The organism is Micropruina sp. (assembly GCF_047602385.1).
In the GTDB taxonomy this organism is placed as follows: Bacteria; Actinomycetota; Actinomycetes; order Propionibacteriales; family Propionibacteriaceae; genus Micropruina.
The window spans coordinates 111644-133838 of sequence record NZ_JASGHL010000005.1; the positions used below are offsets into that span (position 1 = coordinate 111644).

Annotated in this window: 23 protein-coding genes and 1 other RNA gene; 12 read left to right on the forward strand and 12 right to left on the reverse strand. The window is 69.0% G+C overall.

Features of this window, described 5'->3' with window-relative positions:
* Window positions 1-9: 9 nt before the first annotated feature.
* The 3 genes from QM711_RS16055 to QM711_RS16065 all read right to left on the reverse strand — a co-directional run bounded on the left by QM711_RS16055 (window position 10) and on the right by QM711_RS16065 (window position 2468).
* Window positions 10-897: a fructose bisphosphate aldolase gene (locus tag QM711_RS16055; protein WP_415101137.1), complete on the reverse strand. Its 888-nt coding sequence runs from the start codon at window positions 895-897 to the stop codon at window positions 10-12.
* Between the two features lie 193 nt (window positions 898-1090).
* On the reverse strand, window positions 1091-1291 hold the full coding sequence (locus QM711_RS16060) for a hypothetical protein (protein ID WP_415101139.1): 201 nt from the start codon (window positions 1289-1291) through the stop codon (window positions 1091-1093).
* Window positions 1292-1415: 124 nt separating this feature from the next.
* Entirely contained in the window at window positions 1416-2468 is a 1053-nt protein-coding gene (locus QM711_RS16065; protein ID WP_415101141.1) for a DMT family transporter, read from the reverse strand.
* Between the two features lie 270 nt (window positions 2469-2738).
* Between QM711_RS16065 and QM711_RS16070 the strand changes: the two genes are divergently transcribed.
* The 3 genes from QM711_RS16070 (at window position 2739) to QM711_RS16080 (ending at window position 5496) form a co-directional block, all read left to right on the forward strand.
* Window positions 2739-3437, forward strand: a complete 699-nt coding sequence (locus tag QM711_RS16070; protein WP_415101143.1) for a TetR/AcrR family transcriptional regulator — start codon at window positions 2739-2741, stop codon at window positions 3435-3437.
* A complete protein-coding gene (locus tag QM711_RS16075) occupies window positions 3434-4663 on the forward strand; it encodes an MFS transporter (protein ID WP_415101145.1) in 1230 nt (409 codons plus the stop codon). The genes QM711_RS16070 and QM711_RS16075 overlap by 4 nt, the downstream gene beginning before the upstream one ends.
* Before the next feature lie 119 nt (window positions 4664-4782).
* Window positions 4783-5496, forward strand: coding sequence for a class I SAM-dependent methyltransferase (locus tag QM711_RS16080; RefSeq protein WP_415101147.1), 714 nt, complete (start codon window positions 4783-4785; stop codon window positions 5494-5496).
* A gap of 264 nt (window positions 5497-5760) precedes the next feature.
* Here the strand turns inward: QM711_RS16080 and QM711_RS16085 are convergent, their stop codons facing one another.
* The 4 genes from QM711_RS16085 to QM711_RS16100 all read right to left on the reverse strand — a co-directional run bounded on the left by QM711_RS16085 (window position 5761) and on the right by QM711_RS16100 (window position 8275).
* Window positions 5761-7089 carry a DUF222 domain-containing protein gene (locus QM711_RS16085; RefSeq protein WP_415101149.1) on the reverse strand — a complete coding sequence of 443 codons (1329 nt, stop codon included), beginning with the start codon at window positions 7087-7089 and terminating at the stop codon, window positions 5761-5763.
* Window positions 7090-7386: 297 nt separating this feature from the next.
* Window positions 7387-7542: a hypothetical protein gene (locus tag QM711_RS16090; protein ID WP_415101151.1), complete on the reverse strand. Its 156-nt coding sequence runs from the start codon at window positions 7540-7542 to the stop codon at window positions 7387-7389.
* Between the two features lie 95 nt (window positions 7543-7637).
* Entirely contained in the window at window positions 7638-7934 is a 297-nt protein-coding gene (locus tag QM711_RS16095) for a hypothetical protein (protein WP_415101153.1), read from the reverse strand.
* A 20-nt stretch (window positions 7935-7954) separates the two neighbouring features.
* On the reverse strand, window positions 7955-8275 hold the full coding sequence (locus QM711_RS16100) for an ArsR/SmtB family transcription factor (protein ID WP_415101155.1): 321 nt from the start codon (window positions 8273-8275) through the stop codon (window positions 7955-7957).
* A gap of 265 nt (window positions 8276-8540) precedes the next feature.
* On the opposite strand from QM711_RS16100, the gene QM711_RS16105 reads away from it, so the two are divergent.
* Window positions 8541-8888, forward strand: a complete 348-nt coding sequence (locus tag QM711_RS16105; RefSeq protein WP_415101157.1) for an SHOCT domain-containing protein — start codon at window positions 8541-8543, stop codon at window positions 8886-8888.
* Between the two features lie 8 nt (window positions 8889-8896).
* Window positions 8897-9400: a hypothetical protein gene (locus QM711_RS16110; RefSeq protein WP_415101159.1), complete on the forward strand. Its 504-nt coding sequence runs from the start codon at window positions 8897-8899 to the stop codon at window positions 9398-9400.
* Here QM711_RS16110 and QM711_RS16115 read toward each other — a convergent pair.
* Entirely contained in the window at window positions 9390-11924 is a 2535-nt protein-coding gene (locus tag QM711_RS16115; RefSeq protein ID WP_415101161.1) for a LuxR C-terminal-related transcriptional regulator, read from the reverse strand. The two genes, QM711_RS16110 and QM711_RS16115, sit on opposite strands and share 11 nt — an antisense overlap.
* Before the next feature lie 154 nt (window positions 11925-12078).
* Between QM711_RS16115 and QM711_RS16120 the strand changes: the two genes are divergently transcribed.
* The 5 genes from QM711_RS16120 (at window position 12079) to QM711_RS16140 (ending at window position 17793) form a co-directional block, all read left to right on the forward strand.
* A complete protein-coding gene (locus tag QM711_RS16120; protein WP_415101163.1) occupies window positions 12079-12456 on the forward strand; it encodes an SHOCT domain-containing protein in 378 nt (125 codons plus the stop codon).
* Window positions 12457-12470: 14 nt separating this feature from the next.
* On the forward strand, window positions 12471-14360 hold the full coding sequence (locus tag QM711_RS16125; protein ID WP_415101165.1) for an alkyl/aryl-sulfatase: 1890 nt from the start codon (window positions 12471-12473) through the stop codon (window positions 14358-14360).
* A 220-nt stretch (window positions 14361-14580) separates the two neighbouring features.
* Window positions 14581-16815 (forward strand): carbon starvation CstA family protein, encoded by a 2235-nt coding sequence (locus QM711_RS16130; protein WP_415101167.1) that lies wholly within the window; start codon window positions 14581-14583, stop codon window positions 16813-16815.
* 5 nt (window positions 16816-16820) lie between these two features.
* A complete protein-coding gene (locus QM711_RS16135) occupies window positions 16821-17069 on the forward strand; it encodes a YbdD/YjiX family protein (protein ID WP_415101169.1) in 249 nt (82 codons plus the stop codon).
* Window positions 17070-17232: 163 nt separating this feature from the next.
* Window positions 17233-17793 (forward strand): hypothetical protein, encoded by a 561-nt coding sequence (locus QM711_RS16140; protein WP_415101171.1) that lies wholly within the window; start codon window positions 17233-17235, stop codon window positions 17791-17793.
* Window positions 17794-17876: 83 nt separating this feature from the next.
* Here QM711_RS16140 and rnpB read toward each other — a convergent pair.
* An RNA gene (rnpB, locus tag QM711_RS16145) (RNase P RNA component class A) lies at window positions 17877-18265 on the reverse strand.
* Between the two features lie 162 nt (window positions 18266-18427).
* On the opposite strand from rnpB, the gene QM711_RS16150 reads away from it, so the two are divergent.
* Complete coding sequence (locus tag QM711_RS16150) at window positions 18428-18988, forward strand: calcium-binding protein (protein WP_415101173.1); 561 nt, start codon at window positions 18428-18430, stop codon at window positions 18986-18988.
* Window positions 18989-19066: 78 nt separating this feature from the next.
* On the opposite strand, the gene QM711_RS16155 is transcribed toward QM711_RS16150, so the two are convergent.
* From QM711_RS16155 to QM711_RS16165, 3 genes are all read right to left on the reverse strand, one after another.
* Window positions 19067-19657 (reverse strand): DapH/DapD/GlmU-related protein, encoded by a 591-nt coding sequence (locus tag QM711_RS16155; RefSeq protein WP_415101175.1) that lies wholly within the window; start codon window positions 19655-19657, stop codon window positions 19067-19069.
* Complete coding sequence (locus tag QM711_RS16160; protein WP_415101177.1) at window positions 19654-20547, reverse strand: acyltransferase domain-containing protein; 894 nt, start codon at window positions 20545-20547, stop codon at window positions 19654-19656. Before QM711_RS16160 ends, QM711_RS16155 begins: the two co-directional genes overlap by 4 nt.
* Window positions 20548-20644: 97 nt before the next feature.
* Window positions 20645-21418, reverse strand: coding sequence for a VOC family protein (locus tag QM711_RS16165; protein WP_415101179.1), 774 nt, complete (start codon window positions 21416-21418; stop codon window positions 20645-20647).
* A 63-nt stretch (window positions 21419-21481) separates the two neighbouring features.
* Here QM711_RS16165 and QM711_RS16170 point away from each other — a divergent pair, with 63 nt between their 5' ends.
* Window positions 21482-22144 (forward strand): winged helix-turn-helix transcriptional regulator, encoded by a 663-nt coding sequence (locus QM711_RS16170; RefSeq protein WP_415101181.1) that lies wholly within the window; start codon window positions 21482-21484, stop codon window positions 22142-22144.
* Window positions 22145-22195: the final 51 nt, after the last annotated feature.

A 22195-nucleotide genomic window follows, 5' to 3' on the forward strand; every position in this document is an offset into this window, starting at 1 on the left:
GACACGCGCTCAGGCGACCGAGGCGGCGTAGATCGACTCGCTCGCGGACGCCAGCGCGGCGTCGAACTCGTCGTCGCTCTGCTGCGCCGTCAGACCGTCGAGCAGTGCCCGGCTGAAGCTGGCGATCAAGCCCGGGTTGCGGGCCAGCCGGTCGTTGGCCTCATCGCGGCTGTAGCCGCCGGACAAGGCGACCACCCGCGCGACATTGGGGTGTTCGATCAGGTCGGTGTAGAAGCCGTCGACGGTCGGAAGGGACAGCTTGAGCGCGACCTCTTCTTCCCCCAGTCCGCCGAGCCGGGCCAGGATCGCCGCCTTGAGCAGTGACTCTGCCTCGGCCTTGTCGGGGGCGCCGATGCTCACTTCGGGCTCCAGGATCGGCATCAGGCCGGCGTCCAGCACACGCCGGCCCAGCTCGAACTGCTGGGCGACGACCGCGTCGATGCCGGCGGCGTTCGCGGCATGGATCACCGAGCGCTCCTTGGTGCCGAAGACACCGAGTCCGTGCGCCTTGGTGAGCAACTCGTCCAGGCCGGGGATGTCGCGCATCAGCTGGACGTCGTCGGCATGGTCGGCCAGGCCCTTATCGATCTTGACGAACGGAATGATGCCCTTGCGCTGCCACAGGTAGGCAGCCACGCCCTCGCCGTCGATCTGCCGGTCAAGGGTGGCCTCGAACAGGATCGCGCCGAGGATCCGGTCGCTGGTGAAGGCGGGGCTGGTGATGATCCGGGCGCGGGCCGCCTGGATCAGGTCGTACATCTCGGCGTCGGTGGAGTAGGCGGACTCGTCGATGCCGTAGGACTTCAGCGCCTTCGGTGTGCTGCCGCCACTTTGGTCCAGCGCGGCGATGAAACCGTCGCCGGTTTCGAAGCGGGCGAGCATCTGCGGGTCGGACATGAACGGCCTCCTTTGGTCGGCTCTCGCCGGCTTGGTCTGGGACGGCACCAGACTAACCTAATCGCGAGTGATTCTCATTCTCTACTGACGTTCTTGGCTGGGCCGGTATTCCACCGTTGGCTCTCGCAGCTTGTCGAGACCCGCGAAGAGCGTTGCGGCCGGGGGGGTTAGACAAGCTCAACCATCCGATCGCTCACCGGCGAGTCTCCGGGAGCGCTTTGGCGTAGCTGAAATCGCGGCCGCAGGAAGCGACCGTCGCCGGGTAGCCGGCCGTCGCGGTCACGGACGGCGTACTGCCGGCCGAAGTGGCCGGGGCCGCGGTCGAACAACCGGCGAGCACCAGGCCGGCCACCACCAGCGCCGGCAGCCACCGACCAGTTCGGGAAGTCCTCATCGCGCACCTTTCGGACACCACCGGGCTCACGCCCGGTCAGTGACAACCGTTCTCAATAGATCTTTCCGACGGTACGAGACCGGAACGGGTGGGTGAAACTCCTGATGCCGAATCGGCAAGAGCGTCAGTGCGTGTGCCGGTGATCCGAGTCCGGGAAGTGCGGATGCGTGTGGGTCACGGCCTCGTGGACGTGCTCGTGCCGGTGCCAGGTTCCGCCCGCCACCGGCTCGGTGTGCGGATGATGGTGATGGCCGTCGTCATGGCGGTGCCAGTGGTCGTGCCGCACTGCCAGGTGGGTGTGTTCATGCTCGTGCCGTTCGCTCAGGTGCAGCCACACGCCGAGCGCCATCAACGCGGCAGCCACCAGCAGCGGAGCAGTCAGCGGCTCGCCAAGGGCGAGCGCGACGATCGCGCCGAAGAACGGTGCCACCGAGAAGTAGGCGCCGGCTCGTGCCGTCCCCACCTCTCGCATCGCCACGATGAACAACACCAGGCTGACCCCGTAGGCCACCAGCCCGACACCCATGGCGGCGAGCACGCTCGTCGCCTGCGGCATGGTCGCGCCGAGCAGGAAGGCCAGCACCAGGTTGACCGGACCGGCCACGGCGCCTTTGACCGCCGCCAGCCAGGTGGCGTCGGTGAGGGCGACCTTGCGGGTCAGGTTGTTGTCGACACCCCAGCACAGGCAGGCGCCGAGCACGGCCAGCGACGACCAGCCCGAACCGAACTCGACCCCTCCCGCCGGGACGGCGAGCACGACGGCGCCGCCGACGATGGCCGCCATGCCCAGCGCGATCCGCCGGTCGACGTTCTCGCGGAACACGAACCAGGCCAGCAGTGCGGTGAACACTCCTTCGGCATTCAGCAGCAGCGAAGCACCCGAAGCCGGCATGCCGGCCAGCCCGGCCATCAGCAGCACCGGGCCGAGCAGCCCGCCGAACAGGACGGCGCCCGCGAGCGGCAGCCGTTCTTCCCGCGCGAGCCGGACTCGCGGCAGCCGCCGAACGATCCGGTAGAGGCCGAGACCGAAGCCCGACCCGACGTACAACAGCCCCGCCAGCAGCCAGGGCGACACCTCACCCAGCAACTGCTTCGCGGCCGGGGTGCCCGCGCCGAACAGGACGGCGGAGGCAATTCCCGCCTGGACGCCCGCGTTGCGCAAGGAGCCGGAACTCACTCCCCGATGCTCTCCCCATCCGGCCGCACGGGCAAGCGCCGGACGCGCAGATCGACCGGCTTCGGTCCACCCTCCCCTCGACTGGATTGAGAACCATTATCTTTGAATAGAATGAACACTGTTCTAATCTGTCCGCGAGACGAGATCAAGACGTCGGTCGAGGCCACCACCCGTTGGTCGAGACCCACCCCCGTCGGTCGAGCTTGTCGAGACCTCACCGGGTTTCGACAAGCTCAAGCAACGGAGCCGAGCCAGTAGGAAGGAGAGCGGATGAATGACACCGTCACCGTGCCGTTCCATGTCGGCCTGACACCGGACCGCGTGGTCGATGCCGCTGAAGAGCTGACCCGTGAGTCACACCTGATGAGCTGGTCGATCCGCGACCTGGCCGGACGGCTCGGGGTCGCGCCGTCGGTGATCTACCACCACGTCGGCGGCAAGGATCTGCTCTGCCGCCGAGTCGTGGAGCGCGTCCTCGTCCGAATCGAACTGCCGGACGCCGAGCTCTCGTGGCAGGCCTGGTTCCGGACGCTGCTCCACTCCGTGCAGCCGCTCGCCGGCGAGTATCCGGGTGTGGCGAAGTGGATGCTGATGCACGGCCCGACGATTCCCGCGGTGCTCCCCGTGCTGGAGGCCGGAATGGCGATCCTGCGCCGCGCCGGCTTCGGCGACCGCACCGAACTCGCCTACGCGGTGCTGCTCAACAGCGCGATGCTGACCATCTCGATGAGTGACGATCGCCTGCAGCACGAGGGGGATGGCCCTCGCGACCACGCCACGATGATGACCGAGTTCCGGCAGCTGCCGACCGCATCGGACGACGTCCGCGCGATGGGACGCGACTTCCTGCGTCCGTTCGCCGAGGGCGGCGAGACCGCGGCCCGGATGCGCATCGCGTACTACCACTTCACCGTCGACACCACCATCGCCGGGTTGGCATCCACCCTGACCGGAGGTACCGCACAGTGACCGCCACGAATCCGAGCACCACCACGCGTCCGCAGATCGGGCTGCTGCTCAGCGCTGTGCTGCTGGTCTACCTCGGCCAGATGACGCTCAACCCGATCATCGCGCCACTGTCCCGTGAGGTCGGGCTGGCCGAATGGCAGATCGGCGTCACGATCAGTGCGGCCGCGGTCATGCTGGTGCTGACCAGCCAAACCTGGGGACGCCGCTCGCAGGCCTGGGGCCGCAAACCGGTGCTGGTCGCCGCGTTCGCGCTTGCCACCGCAACAATGACGGCGTTCGCACTGGTCGCTTGGCTGGGCATGACCGGCGTCCTCACCGGCACCGGACTGTTCGCGCTGTTCGTGCTGCTGCGCGGCGTCGGCTTCGGATCGGCGATCGCCGCCGTCCCGCCGACCGCGCAGGCCTACATCGCCGACGTCACCAGCGACGAGCAGACCCGGGTGAAGGGCATGGCCGGCATTGGGGCGGTGCAGGGCGTCGCGATGATCGGTGGTTCCGTGCTCGGCGGCGTCCTGGCCGCGTTCGGGCTGATCGTTCCGCTGCTCGCCGTCCCGGTGCTATTGGCGATCGGGCTGGTGCTGCTGGGCGTCCGGCTTCGTCGTGAGGCGCACACCGAACTCGTCGAACAGCCGCCCCGGATCAGTCCGCTGGACGCGCGGGTGTGGCCGTTCCTGCTGGCCGGCTTCGGCATGTTCACCGCGCTCGGCTTCATTCAGGTCATCACCGGGTTCATCGTTCAGGACCGGCTCGGCCTCGACGCACAGACCACTGGCCTGGTCACCGGCGGCGCACTACTGGCAGCCGGCGTCGGCATGGTGGTGGCGCAGGGCATCATCGTGCCGCGCAGCAGCTGGGCGCCGCCGACCCTATTGCGGGTTGGCAGCACGGTCGCACTGACCGGCTTCGCCGCCCTGATACCGGACGCCGGCGCGGCGGTGCTGTTCGTCGCGATCCTGCTGATCGGGCTGGGGCTGGGCGTGGCCATGCCGGGCTACACCGCCGGCCCGTCGTTGCTGATGCGGCGCGAGGAGCAGGGCGGCCTGGCCGGCCTGATCGGCGCCACCAACGGGCTCACCTTCGTGATCGCCCCCACCCTGGGCACCGCTCTGTACAGCCTCTGGCCGCTGCTGCCGGTCATCCTCGGCACGGTCGTGATGGCGATCGTGGCCGCGTTCGTCCTGCTCCACCCGCGATTCCGCGGCACCCCGGCAGCCATTATCGGTTGAGCCTCGACACCCCTTGTCAACCGCATGTTTGAGGTCTCGACCAGCTCGACCAGCCGGGAAGTGACCGGGTTCGGCATCGTCACGATCACTCAACCTCGGCCCATAGACGAAGGACACCGATGACCGACCACTACGCCGAGCTCGGCGAGTTGCACGACCTGTTCATGCCGGACGCCTGGGATCCACTCGTAGGGACGCTGGCAACGACCTTTGGCAGCCTCGGACCGGACGCAACCATCCTCGATCTCGGCGCGGGTAGCGGCGTGGGTACCGTGCGCTTGGCCCACGCAACCCGAGCCCAGATCGTCGCCGTCGAGCCGTCCCTCACCATGCGGTCCGTGCTGCTCGCCAGGATCGCCGACGACCCCGAACTGTGCGAGCGGGTCAGCGTGTACGCCGGTGCGGCACCCGAGATTCTCGACGAGATCGGGCCTATCGACGGTTTCCTCTGCGCGCACATGCTGGGCCATCTCAGCGCCGAGGAACGCCGAGCCACCTTCGAACGGCTGGCCACCCTGCTCACCCCGGACGGTGTCGGGCTGGTCACCGTCCGTCCACAGTCCGCGCCCGTCACCGACATCGTGATCGAGGAGCGCCGGATCGGGCGGCATCGGTACGTCGAGCGTCTGCTGCCGACCGAGTTCCCCGGCACCTCCGTCGCCGAGTACCAGGTCTTCGACGGCGAGCGGCTGATCCGGTCCGCATCGTTCACCTCGTCCTGGGCGATGCCGTCCCAGGACGGACTGCGCGACGAGCTACGCGACGCGGGACTGGCGCTGAAGACAGCCGATCGCGGCCTCGCGGTGGTGCGGCACACGTCAGTGAGTCAGTAGGCGACACGCCACGCGGGCCCCTCGACTCATGTGGGGCCTTTGCCCCGGACCCGCTTCGATTCCTTCGATCAGGCGGTAGCCGTGCCCGGATTGGACGTCGTCCTACCGCGTCGTGTCACCAACGGACTGAACGTAACTCTGGTGCCGGCGAGGCCGGTAGTCGCCCGGCATCCATTCCTGCCCTGCATCCATTCCTGCCCTGCATCCATTCCTGCCCTGCATTCAGTCCGCGGCGGCTTCAGTGCCGAGAGTGGATATCTCCGGCTATTCGGGTGGTCGGAATCGTTGGTGGCGTCGGGGACGTCGGTGTTTGTCCACAAACCGTGGTGGAATCAGCTCTGGTATCCCATCGTTCGAGATGCGGATCTGCCATTGCAACTCAGGCGCCCGTTTCGGGTCGGGTTCCAACAGATTGTGGTGATGCTTACACAACAAACACAGATTCGACAACGCGGTCGGCCCACCGTGCGCCCAGGGGGTGATGTGGTGGGCGTCGCAATCAGCCGCCGGCCGATCGCAGCCGGGGAACACACAACCCTTGTCCCTGACCTGCAGCGCGTGGCGGATATCGGGAGTGACCAGGCGTTGTTCGCGGCCCACGTCGAGCACGCCGGAGGGGCCGCCCAGGATCACCGGCAGCACGCCGGCATCACACGCGTGCTGGCGGAGCTGGCCGGCGGTCAGCTGGGTGCCGTCAGCCAGACCGGCACCGTGACAATCGGCCAGCAGATCCAGGTAGTCGATCAGCACCACCAGATGGGGTCGGTCGCCGCCATGTCGGGGTGCCGACTGCTGGATCGCGATCCGGCGGGCCAACTCGACCAGCGCATCGGCACGGCGTTGCGGCCAGGTCGGTTGCGGCACGCCCGGATCGCGTAGTTCCAACGCGGTGCGATGCATCTGCTGCGCCAACGCCTCAATCTGGGCTTTGATCAGCGCCGCGTCCGCGGTTGGCAGGCTGCCTTTGATGGTGGTGGACCCGTGCCCGTCATCAGCAAAGTTCAAATGCCGGGCTTGTTGGGCGTCGCGCAACTCCCGTTCCTGCCGTTTCGCCTCCACCTCCTCAGCAACCTCGGGAGCCACCACGTCCAGCAGATGCCGTGACAAGCCGGCGAGTTCATGACTGTCGAAGTCGCCGCAGTGGCCGATCATCGTCGCTTGCGCTTTCGCTTCAGCTTCGACACCCAGATCGCTGGGGAGCTTCTTCAACACCTGCGTGATTGCCCGGGCTTGCCGGTCGTTCGCCCGCCCGTCACGCAGCGCAGCACCGAGCTGGCTGAACCGGTGCAGATCGGCCGCATGATGAACCATCGCCGAGGCCTCGCCACGGGTGTGGCGCAACTCGGCGGCCAGCCAGCTGGTGGTGGGGATGCCGTGGGCGGTCATGGCTGCTTCGGCCCGGTCGACCTGGCCGAGCACGGTGTGCACCACCCCCGACAGCCGCGACTGCACCGTCAATAGATCAGCCATCAGATCCAACTGCTTCCGATCCGTCAACAAAGCCACACTATTGTGGTCGAGGTGATCGAGCAGACCAGTTACAGCCGTGGCGAAATCCGCCACCGCTATCCCGACCTCTGCCCCGATACTCATACCTGGACCCTAACCTCTGCCACCGACACTTTTCGCGAGCGGCCAGCCAGGAATAGATCCCACAGCCAGAATGATCGACCGATTCATGCATCCACGGTAAAGGCTTCCTCTGACAGTTTTCAGCCGGCGCGGCACGGATCGGTAGCGTTCGCGAAAGTGACAACACTCACACCGGTCCTGACAACACCTACGACAACACTGTTTCACTGGACAGACGTTGCCGAAATCAACAGCGGCCTGATCCCGCAGGTGACCCGATCCTGCGCTCGATCGGGCTGTCGGCATCTGCCGCTCACCCTAGGACACCCGGGTGTCACTGCGGGCCAGCATGTTGCCGAGTACCTGGTCTTCCTGCCGCTCGGCCGGCTGCTGTGCCAGCACTAGGCCTTCGGCGTCCAGCGCCCGGGCCCCAATGGCGTTGCAGCACCTCGGCTTCAGCGCACGCCCTGCCAACGCCGCGAGGCCGGTTCATCCGAAAGAACCCCCTCGCCGCCGGTCGAACTCGTCGAGACCAGGGCTCGACGAGCTCAGCCGGCGAGGACCACTACTCAGTGCTCGTCGTAGTGATCGCCATGGACGGCGTGCCGATGCCCGTCGTGGACATAGTCGACATGGTCGCCGTGCTCGACGGCCTCGTGACCGCAGTCGTCGCCATGGGCGTGGTCGGCCGGGGCGTGCTCGGCGACCTCCTCGTGCTCGTCGTAGTGATCCTCGTGCGCGGCGTGCCGATGGCCGTCGTGCAGGTAGTCGACATGGTCACCGTGCTGCACCTCCTGATGGCCGCAATCGGTGCCGTGAGCGTGCTCTGCCTGGGTGTGCTCGGCCGTGTCGTGCTGGGTGGTCATGAAAGCTCCCTTCCTGGAGTTCAGTCGTCCGTCTCTGGGTCGAGAACGGGTTCCTGGACGTGGGCGAGGGCGTCCGCGATGACGTGGGTGACGTGCCGGTCGGCAAGGTGGTAGGTGACCTCCTTTCCGGAACGACTGGCGACCACCAGGCCGCCCTGACGCAGCGTGCGCAGATGCTGGGAAACCAGCGGCTGCGAAAGTCCCGTTGCCGCGGTCAGCGCCCCCACGGTTCGCGGCTCCTCACCGATCAGCGTGAGCAACAACAACCGCGACTCGCTGCCGAGCACCTTGAACAGTTGCGCCGCCGCAGCCAGACCGGCCTCCGCGTCCATGGGCACCATGTCACCATACTTATAAATAGATTGCAATATGTCTATATCTGAGAGCGGTTCTCATGGTCATTGTGCCGGCCTCGGGATGCCGCGCGGACTCCTCCCCCGTCGTGACCGACCCGATCGTGCTCGATCATGCGGATAACCCGGCCGGGGTGATGTCGATGGGCGGGCAAAGCTGCGAGGATTGCCGTTCGGACCGCCGTGCCCACGCCGCGACGATCCCACTCACGATGGCCGCCCGAGAGGTAGCGCCCGACCGAAGGAGAAATCAATGCGTCGTCGACGAGCCGGACGCCCGTCCCTACTCGGCACCGCGGCACGCACTGCAGTCGTGGCCGGCACCGCAACCGCGGTTTCCGGCAACGTGGCCCAGAAGCAGGCCGCGCGGCAGCAGGCGGCGGCCCAGGAGGCTGCCGCCAAGCAGGCCCAGGCGACCGAGATCGCCGGCCTGCAGGCCCAGGTCGGTGCCCTGCAGGCGCAGGCACCCGCGGCTGCCGAGCCCACCGCGTCCAACGGCGGCGACCTGATCGCCAAACTGCAGCAGTTGGCCGATATGCACCGCAGTGGCGTCCTCGACGACGCCGAGTTCGCCGCGGCGAAGGCGAAGTTGCTGAGCTAGGACGCCCCATGCTGCCGAACCGCGCACTCGAGCGTCTCGGCACGGAGTCGGCGGTCTACGGAGTCATCCTGGTCGCCGGACTGGTGGTGATCCTGTCGGATTCGGACGCGGCCTCGTGGGACGTGCTGGTGAAGGTGGTCGCCACCGTGCTGGTGTTCTGGGCCGCGCACATCTACGCGGGCGCCGTCGCCCATCTGGGTGATGAGCTCGAACTCGACGTGCCCGCCGGACAGCGCCTGGCGCATGCCGCCCGACACACCGTCGAGCACTCCTGGGGGATGCTGGTGTCGGCGCTGCTGCCGGTGACCGTGCTGCTGCTCGGGGTGGCGAACGTCGTCTCCGACCAGGCCGCGATCTGGGGCACGCTGTGGCTCGCGGTCGTCGTGCTCGGTGTCCTCGGCTATCTCAAGGTCGCCGCGTGGTCGCAGCTGCAATGGCTCCGGATCGCGAGCGCGTCGGTGACCGCGCTTCTCGGCATGGTGCTGATCGGCCTCAAGGTCGTCATTCACTAGCGGCGAGCCGGCCCACCCGGACGGCATCGCGCCGGTTCGTCACGCCCAGCTTGCGATAGATCGACCGGACGTGCGATTTGAGCGTGTTGGCGCTGATGTACAGCCCCGCCGCGATCTCGGCGGCGGTCATCCTGGTCTCAAGCAGGCTCAGCACCTCTGCCTCACGTGCACTGAGCTGCGCACCGACCGCGGACGCCGTCACCGCGCGCTGGCGAGTGATCGCCTGCGCCAGGAACTGCTCGTGGCTCGTCCCTCGGTCGGCGTGTTCAGCGAGGAGTTCGGCCAGGTCCGGGTCGGGACGGCTGAACGGCCGCAGCAGGCCCTCCCGCGCCCCGAGCGCCAAGGCCTCCTCGATCAGGGTGTGGGCGGACGCCGTCGCACCCGTCCTGCGGTCGCAAAGTGCGGCCACCACGAGGCCGCCGATCCGGAAGTACCCGGGCAGGTCGCCGCGGGCAAGATCGGCCTGCCGCCTTGCCGCGTCCGGACGCCCGCAGCGCCAGTACAGGGCGGCCGCCTGAGCATTGGCGGCGGGTATCGCGTGGTCGGAGAAGATGACGGCGTCGAGGGTCGCCGCAGCCTCGTCCAAGCTGCCCCGGGCGGCGAATATCCCGGCCTGCGCGACGCCGCGGTACACCGCCCAGGGCAGGCCTTGAATCGAGTGATCGGGAATGTCGGCCAGCAGCGGCTCAACCCGGGCGAGCAGCACGGGGTCATTGCTCTCGACGGCGGCATCGAGCAGCCAGCACCGGGCCAACAGCGCATACGAGACCAGCCCGCCGCCCTGGTCCACGGCCCGCTGCAGGGCCTCCATCGCCACGCGGGCTTCACCTCGCCAGTACTGGATCCAGCCGAGGGTGAACCATTCGATCGCGCCATCGGCGCGGCGCCAGGTCCCTTCACCGGTCCCCGTCGTGCCCGACTCGGCGAGGACCGCCTCAGCGCCGTCGAAATCACCGGCGAACGCCAATGCGAAGCCGTAGTTGGCCCGGGCCCGTCCGGCCAGGTCATCGAGGCCCTCAGCACGACACCGCTGCGTCGCCTCGGCCAGGATCGGTAGGGCCGCCCGGACCCGGCGCAGCCGAAGCTCCGTCCAGCCGACCAGCAGCAGCGCGCAAGCGTGCAGGACGCCGTCGATCGGCGAGTCCTCCGACAGCCGCTGGAGGACCAGTCGGGACTCCTCGCCCAGCGCCCCGCCGTCGTCCAGCACGAAGAGCCGGGCGAGCAGTCGGGTCAGGTCGAAACGCCGGCGGCGGGCGGCGTCCAGCCTGGACGCCCCGGCGAGCGCCCGGCGATCGAGGTCGACCGCGCCGGCGGCGTCGCCGGCGTTGCGCCGGCACGCGGCCACGACGGCAAGGATGTCGGGGTCCTGCGACCAGGGCAGCGGCAACCGCCTGCACAGCTCGGCAAGCTCGTCGGAGTCGCCGCGCAGGACGGCGGCGAGCCAGTTCGACCGGATCAGCTCGGCGGCCAGAGCCGGGTCGCCGCCGCGCAGGGCGTGAGCTGCGGCCGCGAACGGATCCAGGGCGCCGATGGCGCGGGCCGCCACCAGATTGAGCCGTCGGGCGCGCGCCGGATCGCGGCGCAGCAGGATCTCACGTCCGCTGTGCGCCATCACCGGGTGCCACCGGTAAACCGGCTCGCCCTTGAACGAACTGATGCGCTCCAAAGGCAGGCCGGCGGCCACCACCCGCTCGAGTTGTTCGGCCCCGTTGTCGATGCCGACGAGCCGACCGGCCAGCGCCCCGGTCAGCCAGTCGCAGGTGCAGGCGGGCAGCACGAAGTCCCGCAGATCGGGTTCCAGAGTGTCCAGGACGTTCTCGACCAGGTACTCGGGCAGGTCGGGGATGCTCGGCCCGTCCGCGGGTGGCCCCACGACATCACCTTTTGTCGGAGGCGCGATAAGGGCGAGCCGCACCGCGACCGGCCAGCCGCCGGTGGTGGCCCACAGCCGCGAGGCCCGATCGGCACTGATCGGACGGCCGACCGCACGCCCGACCTGATCGACCTCGGCGACGCTGAACGCCAGGTCGTCGACGCCGAGCCGGCCCACCTCGCCGCTGGCGACGAGCCGGGTCAGGCCGGGCGGGGTCGCTCGCCCCGCCAGCACCAGGCGCAGACGGGCCGGGGGCTGCCCGATCAGGGGCACCAGCACCTGCCGCGCCTGCTCGACCGCCAGGTGGATGTCGTCGACCACGAGCACCCGCTCCACCCGCGCGACCGCGTCGCGCTGTCCCAGGCTGACCAGCGCCGCATGCAGGCCGCGCGCGAGGTGCTCGGCATGCCGGTCGTCCTCAGTGAGCGACAGCCAGGCCACCGTGCGATCCGCCTGCGCCGCCCACGCGCTCAGCAGCGTGGTCTTGCCGTACCCGGCAGGCGCGACGACCAGGGTGATCCGATGCTCACCGACCATGCCTTCCAAGCGGCGCCAAAGGGTCGGCCGCTCAATGTCCCGCCGACCCGGCGGCGGCCTGGTCAGCACGACTGCGGAGACGGCGGGTGCGACCGCCGGACGCAACGGCTGCATGGCGCGACTCTATTGACTCCCGCTCCGAACCTGCACTGATGATCGGCGAATCACCCTGCGAGGGTGATGCCGTCCCGAGATGCCCAGATCAGTGTTGACGCTGTCGCCGACAGCCGCCGGCTGCTGCGGCGCGAGACGAAACGGAGCGTGAAACGTGCATTTCTGGGACTTCTTCTGGCTGATGTTGTGGGCCTTCATCTTCATCAGCTACCTGATGGTGCTCTTCCAGGTGATCGCCGACATCTTCCGCGACCGCGGGCTGAACGGTTGGGCGCGCGCGGCCTGGGTGATCGCCTTGTTCATCGCGCCGCCGCTCACCGCACTGGTGTATGTGCTCGCCCGCGGTCGCGGGATGGCGCAGCGGCAGCGGACCGGGGCCGAGGAGGCCCAGGCAGCAGCCGAGGAATACATTCGTTCGGTGGCCGGCGAAGCCGACCCGACCGCGCAGATCACCCGGGCGAAAGCGCTCCTCGACAGCGGTGCGATCACCCCCGCCGAGTACGACCGGCTCAAGACGAAGGCCCTCGGCTGAAAGTGGAGGAAGCCATGACCGAACCCAAGCCGGCGACCCCGGCCATCGTCGCGCAGCATCGCGAACTGCTCGACTCTCTCCCGTTCGCCGACCGGCAGGACTTCGAGGACGCCCATCGCGGCTTCATCGCCGCACTCGAGCCCGGCGTCGTCCATGCCGCCGACGGACGCGTGGTGTGGGACAGCGACTCCTACGACTTCCTCGCCGGTGACGCGCCGGACACCGTCAACCCCAGTCTGTGGCGCCAGTCACAGCTGAACGCCATTCAGGGACTGTTCGAAGTCGTGCCCCGGGTCTACCAGGTGCGCGGGCTGGACCTGTCGAACATCACCTTCGTCGAGGGCGAGCGCGGGGTGATCGTGATCGACCCGCTGATCTCCACCGAGACGGCGGCGGCCGCCCTCGGCTTGTACCGCGCGCACCGGGGCGAACGTCCGGTCACCGGCGTGATCTACACCCACAGCCACGCCGACCACTTCGCCGGCGTCCGCGGCGTCGTCGACCAGGCCGATGTCGACTCGGGAGCCGTTGCGATCATCGCGCCGGCCGGCTTCACCAGCCACGCCGTCGCTGAGAACGTCTACGCCGGCACGGCCATGGCGCGACGAGCGGGCTATATGTACGGGGCCGCGCTGGAGCGAGGACCCCGGGCACAGGTCGGCGCCGGGCTCGGCCAGACCACGTCCACCGGAACGGTGACCCTGATCCCGCCCACCATCGAGATTCGCGACACCGGCGAGGAGCTCACCGTCGACGGCGTCCGGATGGTGTTCCAGATGGCGCCGGGCTCCGAGGCGCCGGCCGAGATGCACTTCCTGTTCCCCGACCTGCGCGCGCTCTGCCTGGCCGAGAACGCCACCCACGTGCTGCACAACATCCTCACCATCCGGGGGGCACTGGTCCGCGACCCACACGCCTGGGCGCGATACCTGGCCGACGCGATCCGGCTGTTCGGCGACCAGACCGACGTGGTGTTCGCGTCCCATCACTGGCCCACCTGGGGGCACGAGCGGGCGATGCGGTTCCTGGCCGAACAGCGCGACCTGTACGCCTACCTGCACGATCAGACCGTCCGGATGCTCAACCAGGGCATGACCGGCCCCGAGATCGCCGAGGTGTTCCAAATGCCTCCGGCGCTGGAGAACGCCTGGCACGCGCGCGGCTACTACGGTTCGGTCAGCCACAACGTGAAGGCGATCTACCAGCGCTATCTCGGCTGGTACGACGGCAACCCGGCCACCCTGTGGCAGCACCCGCCGACCGCCGCGGGCGAACGCTATGTCGCCTGGATGGGCGGCGCGGACGCCGTCGTCGCCAAGGCCCGGGACTCCTTCGCCGAAGGCGATTTCCGCTGGACGGCCGAAGTGCTCAGCCACGTCGTCTTCGCCGAGCCCGGTCATGCCGAGGCCCACGAACTGCTCGCCGACACCTTCGAGCAGTTGGGCTATGGCTCGGAGAACGGGACGTGGCGTTGTGCCTACCTGTCCGCCGCGCACGAACTCCGGCACGGCGGATTCGGCACCCCGGCCACGTCGGCGGCACCGGACCTGTTCGCCCAACTCACCCCGGAGCAGTGGTTCGACGCCATCGCGATCCGGGTGGACGGCCCCCGCGCCTGGAACGAGTTCCTGCGGGTGGACGTGGACCTGACCGACCTCGGCGAGGTGCATCACCTGACCCTCAGCAACGGCGTGCTGTCGCACACCACCGGCGTCGACAGCGCACCCGCCGATCTGGTGCTGCGGCTGCCCAGCAACCGGCTGGCCGCGTTGCTGACCGGGCAGGTGCCGCCGGACGGACTGGCCGCGGCCGGCATCGTCACCGAGGGCGACCTGGGCACGCTGGGTCGGCTGATGGCGGTGCTCGACGAGACCGATCCGGACTTCGCCATCGTCACGCCCTGACGACGGCGAGTCGTACGGCGAGCGGCCGGGCGCAGCCAGTGCGCCCGGCTGGGGTCGCGCAGTAGCCCAGATCGGTGGATCCGGGTCACGTGTCCCGAGACGGGTCGAATAGAGCACCGACCCCTTCGGGAAACAGGCCTTGACTGCTCCTGGGCGCGGCGGTTAGGTGAGGACACTCGGGCACCGCCGCCCCGGATACCCCGTCCGACCAGGAGTGATCATGACCACCGACCAGCTTCCCCCCGTCAGCCTCACGCCCGAGCAGATCGCCAAAGACCAACGTCGCTGGACGCCGGCGCGGATCGCCATCTGGGTGACGATCGCGCTGTTGGGCGGGACGGCCTGGCTGATGATCGCACTGGCCCGCGGCGAGACGATCAACGCGATCTGGTTCGTGTTCGCCGCGGTCTGCACGTACTTCATCGGCTACCGGTTCTACGCGACCTACATCGAGAGGAACATCACCAAGCCCGACGACACCCGGGCCACTCCGGCCGAATACCTGGAGAACGGGCAGGACTACATGCCCACCGATCGCCGGGTGCTGTACGGCCACCACTTCGCCGCCATCGCCGGCGCCGGACCGCTGGTCGGGCCGGTACTGGCGGCCCAGATGGGATACCTGCCCGGCACGATCTGGATCATCGTCGGTGTCGTCCTGGCCGGAGCCGTGCAGGACTACCTGGTGCTGTTCTTCTCGATGCGCCGGGGCGGACGCTCTTTAGGCCAGATGGCCCGCGACGAACTCGGCGTCATCGGTGGCACCGCCGCCCTGCTCGCGACGCTGACCATCATGATCATCATCGTCGCCATCCTGGCGCTGGTCGTGGTCAACGCCCTCGGCGAGAGCGTGTGGGGCGTGTTCTCGGTCGGCATGACGATCCCGATCGCGCTGTTCATGGGGGTCTACCTGCGCTATCTGCGGCCCGGGAAGGTGACCGAAGTCTCGATCATCGGTTTCGTGTTGCTGATCGCCGTGATCGTCGCGGGCGGTTGGGTCGCCAAGACCGACTGGGGGCAGCACTACCTGCACCTGGATCGTCCGATGCTCGCCTGGTTCGTCATCATCTACGGGTTCATCGCGGCCGTCCTGCCGGTGTGGCTGCTGCTGGCTCCGCGCGACTACCTGTCGACCTTCATGAAGGTCGGCACCATCGTGATGCTGGCCGCCGCGATCATCATCGTGCGGCCCGAGATCACCGTGCCGGCGATCAGCGAGTTCGCCGGACGGACCGACTCGCCGGTGGTACCGGGCGCCCTGTTCCCGTTCCTGTTCGTCACGATCGCCTGCGGCGCACTCTCCGGCTTCCACGCCCTGATCTCATCGGGCACCACCCCGAAACTGATCGAGAAGGAACGCCAGACCAAGCTGATCGGCTACGGCGGCATGCTGATGGAGTCCTTTGTGGCGATCATGGCGCTGGTCGCCGCCATCTCCATCGATCGCGGCATCTACTTCGCGATGAACGCCTCCGCGGCAGTCACCCAGGGCACCGTCGAGGGCGCCGTCCAGTTCGTCAACAGCCTCGGCCTCGCCGGCGTCCACGTCACGCCCGACGTGCTGGAGTCGACGGCGCAGGCGGTCGGCGAGCACTCGATCGTCTCCCGGACCGGAGGAGCCCCGACGCTCGCCGTCGGGCTGGCCACGATCATGCACCACCTCATTCCCGGCGAGGGGATGATGAGTTTCTGGTACCACTTCGCGATCATGTTCGAGGCGCTGTTCATCCTCACCGCCGTGGACGCCGGCACCCGGGTGGCGCGGTTCATGCTGCAGGATTCGCTGGGCAACTTCCTGCCCAGGTTCAAGGACACCTCATGGCGGCTGGGAGCCTGGCTGGCGACGGCCATCATGGTCGGCGGCTGGGGGGCGATCCTGATCATGGGGGTGACCGATCCGCTCGGCGGCATCAACACCCTGTTCCCGCTGTTCGGCATCGCCAACCAGCTGCTGGCCGCGATCGCGTTGGCGGTCTGCCTGGCGATCGCCGCCCGCAGCGGACGCAAGGCGTTGTGGGTGATCGTGCTGCCGCTGGCGTTCACCTCGGTGATCACCATCTACGCCTCGATCGAGAAGATCTTCAGCAGTGTCCCGGCGATCGGCTATTGGGCGCAGCACCAGGCGTACGCCGACGCGCTGGCCGCCGGCAAGACCAGTCTGGGCAGCGCCAAAACGGTGGCGGCGATGGAGGCGGTCGTCCGCAACACCTTCATCCAGGGCACCCTGTCGATCATCTTCGTCAGCCTGGCCATCATCGTGATCGTGACCGCGCTGATCGCCACCGCCCGGACGCTGCGCCACGGTGGCGGGGAGAGCACTGAGGACCCGGCCGTGCCGTCCACGATCTACGCACCGGCCGGCATGCTCACCTCGCAGGACGAGAAGGCTTTGGAGGCGGAATGGGCCGCGTATCACGCCGAGCATCCGCCGCTGGTCCGGCGTGGGCACCACTGAGTCCGATGACCGACATCCGCGCATCCCTGCCGTCCGGCAGGCCCTCATCCGGCCGGGCCTCGGTCGGACCGGACGCCGGCTGGTGGGCACACATCCGCTGGTTCGTCAACGGGTTGACCGGGCAGAACGCCTACCAGGCATACCTGGCCCATCACGCCCGCACCGGCTGCGCCGCGCCGCCGATGTCCGAGCGGGAGTACTGGCGTCAGCGCAACGACTGGCAGGACCGGAACCCCCAGGGCCGGTGCTGCTGAGTGTAGGCGAGCTCAGAGTCGGGTCTCGACAAGCTCGACCAGCGATGATCAGCGCTTCCCGAAGGGGGCGCTGACAGGTTCTCGACAGCCCTGGGCCAGGGCAGTCCCAGGAAGCGCGGGGATGGTTGAAGCCACGTACCACCGAGTCCGAGGAGTTCTCATCGTGTCCCGTTCCACCAAAGTCGCTGTCGCATCGGGCGCCATCGGCCTGCTCGCCCTGGGTGGCGGCCTCAGCATCGCCGCCCAGGCGTCCGCCGACCCGACCGCCTCCCCGTCGTCCAGCCCGTCCGCATCGCCGTCCACCCCGGGCACCGGCAAGGACGGCCACCGTGGCGGCCCCGGCCGCGGCGTCCACCAGTCCGATCTGGCCCAGAAGCTGGCCGCGAAGCTCAGCCTCGACCAGGCCAAGGTCACCGAGGCGCTGAAGGCCGTCCGCGAGGCGAACAAGCCGACCGCGCGGCCGTCCGCCGGAGCCAGCCCGTCCGCGCGACCGGACCCGGCGACCCGGGACGCGGCGCTGGCCAAGCAACTCGCCGAGAAGCTCGGCGTCGCCGAAGCCGACGTGACCAAGGCGCTGGCGGAGATCCGCGCCGAACGGCAGAACCAACGGGCCGCCGCGCTGAAGAGCCGGCTGGACGAGGCCGTCAAAGCCGGGACGCTCACCCAAGCCGAGGCGGACGCGGTCACCAAAGCCGTGGCGAAAGGGGTGATCGGCGGCCGGTGAGCCGGTGACAACCTGGCCGGAGCCTCGACGTCCAACCGAGGCTCCGGCGTCACCTCGAATGCATGACGCCTTGTCCGGTGGAAGGGACGAGCCGGCCATAAGCCGGATTCTGTGGCCCGAAGGCCGGTGATCATCCATCTGCGACCGCCGTTGCCGGCGGCCTTCGCCCGAAGGCGTGCGACCTACCCGGACGCCTCGCGCGGGCAGCGCTCGAACGGCGTCCGCGGGCCTCGCGTCCGAAGACACGAAGCCCTTCTTGGTCTTGCTCCGGGTGGGGTTTGCCGAGCCACCCCGGTCACCCGGGGTGCTGGTGGTCTCTTACACCGCCGTTTCACCCTTACCGCCGTCGCCGGCGGCGGTCTGTTCTCTGTGGCACTTTCCCGCGGGTCACCCCGGGTGGGCGTTACCCACCACCCTGCCCTGTGGAGTCCGGACTTTCCTCAGCTTTCGCCGCGATCACCCGGCCGACTCGTCCGCGCCCATGGTAACGCCGATCACCCGCGCGGTGCGGTGTGGCCGTCCCCGGCCAGATGAGGCGATCCTCATCAACCGATAACGCCGATCTCATCGGCGACCGGTGGACTGCGGGCAACAGCGGGCAACAGGCCCGCTCCCCCACTCCGAAGGAGCAGTCATGTCTGACGCCACCCTTGTCCGCCGGATCAGCCGCTGGGCGATCCTGCCCGCCGCAGCCGCCCTCGGCCTCGGCCTCAGCGCCTTCACGGCGTCCACCGCGGAGGCGGCCACCTACTACTGCAACGGCTTCAAGGCCACCATCGTCGGCACCAACGGTCACGACGACATCGAGGGCACCAGCGGCCGGGACGTGATCGTCGGCCTGGCCGGCAACGACGACATCGACGGCAACGGCGGCGACGATGTGATCTGCGCCGGATCGGGTCACGACGAGGTCGACGGTGGCTCGGGGAATGACTACATCCATGGCGGATCGGGACACGACGAACTCGAGGGCGGACGCGGCAACGACCGGATTCACGGCTCGTCCGGCAACGACCACATCGAGGGCGAGAGTGGCAACGACAAGCTGTACGGCGGCTCGGGACACGACCTGGTCGAGGGCGGCCCCGGCACGGACACGGTCAGCGGCGGCGCCGGCAACGACACCGTCAAGCAGCGCTACGCCAGCGAGCGCGAAGAGGACCGCTGGGAGGATCGGTACGGCTACGACGACTGAGCCAATCCCTCGGTCGCATCACATCCCGGCGCGGTGGCGCCGGGATGTCGCGCGTTCGCTTGACGGACGGGTTGGAACCTACCCCGGTGCGCCTGGAACCCGCCGGATCACCCGCGCCGGTGAACCGACGACGACCGTCCCGGCGGGCACGTCCCGGGTGACCACCGACGCCGCCGCGACGACCGCACCGTTGCCGATCGTGACGCCAGGCAGGATGGTGGCGTTCGAGCCGATCCAGGCGTTGTTGCCGATGACGACGGGCGCAGGTACGACGTCCGCGCGCCGGGCCGGGTCAAGATCGTGATTCAGGGTCGCAATGACGACGTTGTGGCCGATCAGCGCGCCGTCCCCGATCGTCAGACCACCCTGATCCTGAAACTTGCAGCCCATGTTGATGAAGACATCCCGGCCGATCCTGGTGTTGCGGCCGAAGTCGGTGTGGAACGGCGGGAAGACCGTCACCGTGTCGTCGACCGGCACTCCGGTCAGCCGAGCGATCAGGGCCCGAACCTCGGCCTCGTCGTGGTAACTGCCGTTGAGTTCGGCGGTGATCCGCAACGCGTCCTGGGCGGCGCGGTGCATCACGGCTAACAGCGGCGAGCCGCTGGGAATGGTCCGTCCGGCCCGCAGCTCGACAAGCAGGTCGTCGATCGTCAACTCGGCTGTCATGCCGGGCACCCTAGTGGCTGGGCGATCCGCCCGCGCCGCAGCGGCCAGTGCCCGCCCCGTTCCAGCCTGGACGCGACCGCCCGCTCAAGTCGGGTCGTCCGGGGCAGTCGGCGAAGGTCGTACGGTGCCTGCTCGGCGAAGGTGAAGTAGACCGCGTCGTTGTCGCCGTCACCGATGTGGTCGTCGAGGAGCCACCGGCGTTGGAACGCGGCGATGTTGGACCCGGGCAGCGCGGCGGCCAACTCGGGAGCCAGCAGCCAGCTGCGGCACCAGAAGTCGGTCGTCGGCAGATCGGGGAAGTGTTCGGCATAGAACCGGACGGCGCGGGCGAGCGACTCGTCCACGGCCACCGCACTCAGCCGGTCCGAGTCCGGTCCGTCGGCGCCGCGGCGTGGGATGTGCGTCGAGAGCACCCACTCGCCGTCCTCAAGCCGCTGCAGGTTGAACTGCAGCCGTCCGAGCCAGGCGAAGCCGCCGGCCCAGACCATCCTGAGCCAACCCTGGTTGTGCAACCCGAACCGCCCGTAGGTCAGCCGATGCACCCAGACCTGCTGACCCAGATCGGCCAGGTTGCGCCACGCCTGGTCCTCCTCGACGCCGCGACCGATCTGATAGCCGACCACCTCAGGGGCGACGGCGAGCAGCGCCAGCATCGGCACCAGCCCCTGATCGGGGTCGTCCGGCAGTTCCGCCCACGGGTCCGGGCCGTCCACCGCGAGCCGGCCGATCCCGGCCCGCAGCCGCTCGACACACCCCTCCAGCCGGGTCGAATCTGCCGGAAGGCCGTCGTCCAGCAGCGCGCGGAGGTCCATCAGGTCCTGCTGATGAAAGCCGAGCCGTCCAGCCCGGGTCAGCACCGCGACCGGGTCGAGCGGGGGATCGGACGGCATTTCGCCACCTTGCCGGACCGGGTGGCCGATGTCGAGCAAGGCCCCTCGGCCCTCGCGCCCTTGTGGGGCGTCAGCAGCTCGATCGACCGGTGACGGATCAGCCCAGCAGCTGGCTGATCGTGAAGGTTGCGCCCCCTGGGTCGGCCAGCGTCGCCTGCCGGAACGGCAGCCCGGGGGTGTCGGACGGCGGATCGAGCACGGCACCGCCGGCCGCCTCCGCTTCGTGGGCAGCCGCTTCGACGTCGGCGATCCAGAAGTCGACGTCCCAGCGGGCTGGTCCGGACCCCTCGACGCCGACGGCAACCACGTCCCGGGGCACTGGCTGGCTCGGTTCGCCGCCGACATATCCCGGGAGCCGCCACAGGCTGCTGGGGCCGTAGGACTCGCGACCCCAGCCGAACACCTCGGCGTAGAAGCCCTCCACCGCGCCAAGATCGGGTGCGGTCAGCGAGCTCATCGACCACGCGCTCGGCTCGTTGACGAGCTCGGCACCCTGGCGTCCGACCGGTTCGGTGGCACACAGGACGGCACCGGCCGGGTCGGCCAGCACCACCAGCTTGGACGCCGGCGACAGGTCCATCGGACCGGACAACACCCGTCCGCCGGCGGCTTCGGCGCGCCGGGCCGCCTCGGCCACATCGTCGACCCGGACCTCGGTGATCCAGGCGGGGACGACATCGTCGCCGGCCGCGGCGGCCGGTCCGATGCCGGCCACCTCACGGCCGCGCAGCCGGGCCAGCGCGTAGCCGCCGCCGACCTCGAAGGTCCAGCCGAAGACCCGGCGGTAGAACTCCGCCGCCGCATCGACATCGGCAGCCAGGCAGGTGACCCAGTTCGGGACACCGTGGGGGTAACTCGTTCGTTCGCTCATACCGGCCACCCTAGACCAGTTACTAGGTTTTTCCTAGTGTCTACTTGGATATACGATCCTCCTGTGGCGAAGCGGACCTACGACGACTCCTGCGGGATCGCCCGCGCCCTCGACCTGGTCGGTGATCGCTGGAGCCTGCTGGTGGTGCGCGAACTGTTGCTGGGACCGAAGCGGTACACCGATCTACAGGCCGCGTTGCGCCGGATCGCCCCCGACATCCTGACCCAGCGACTGCGCGACCTGGAGGCCGGCGGGCTGGCCGAACGCGCCGAACTCACCGGTCCCGGACGAGCCCGGGTCTACCGGCTGACCGAGCGCGGCCGCGAGCTTCAGCCGGTGCTGCTGGCCCTGGGCCGGTTCGGCAGTCGGTTGCCGCTGCCGGAGCACCCCGAAGAACTCAGTCCGGACGCCTTCGCGGTCGCCCTGCTCACCGTCTTCCGGCCCGAACGCGCCGCCGGGGTCACCGCGCGGATCGAACTGGTGCTCGGCGCCGAGCGGTTCACCGTCGTCCTGGACGACGGCCGGCTGGCCGTGGTCCGCGAACCGGAGAGCGCCCACGACGCCACGATCGAGACCACCCCGGGAGTGCTGACCCGGCTGCTCTGGCACGGTCTGCCCGCGGCGGAGGCGGAGGCGTCCGGCGCTCTCGGAATCAGCGGCGACCGGAGCGTCGTCGAAGCCTTCCTAGGAGTGTTCGCCGCGCGGCTCTCCGCCCCCGCTGGTTGAGCCTGTCGAAACCTCGCCGGGCCGTCGGGGGTCTCGACAGGCTCGACCAGC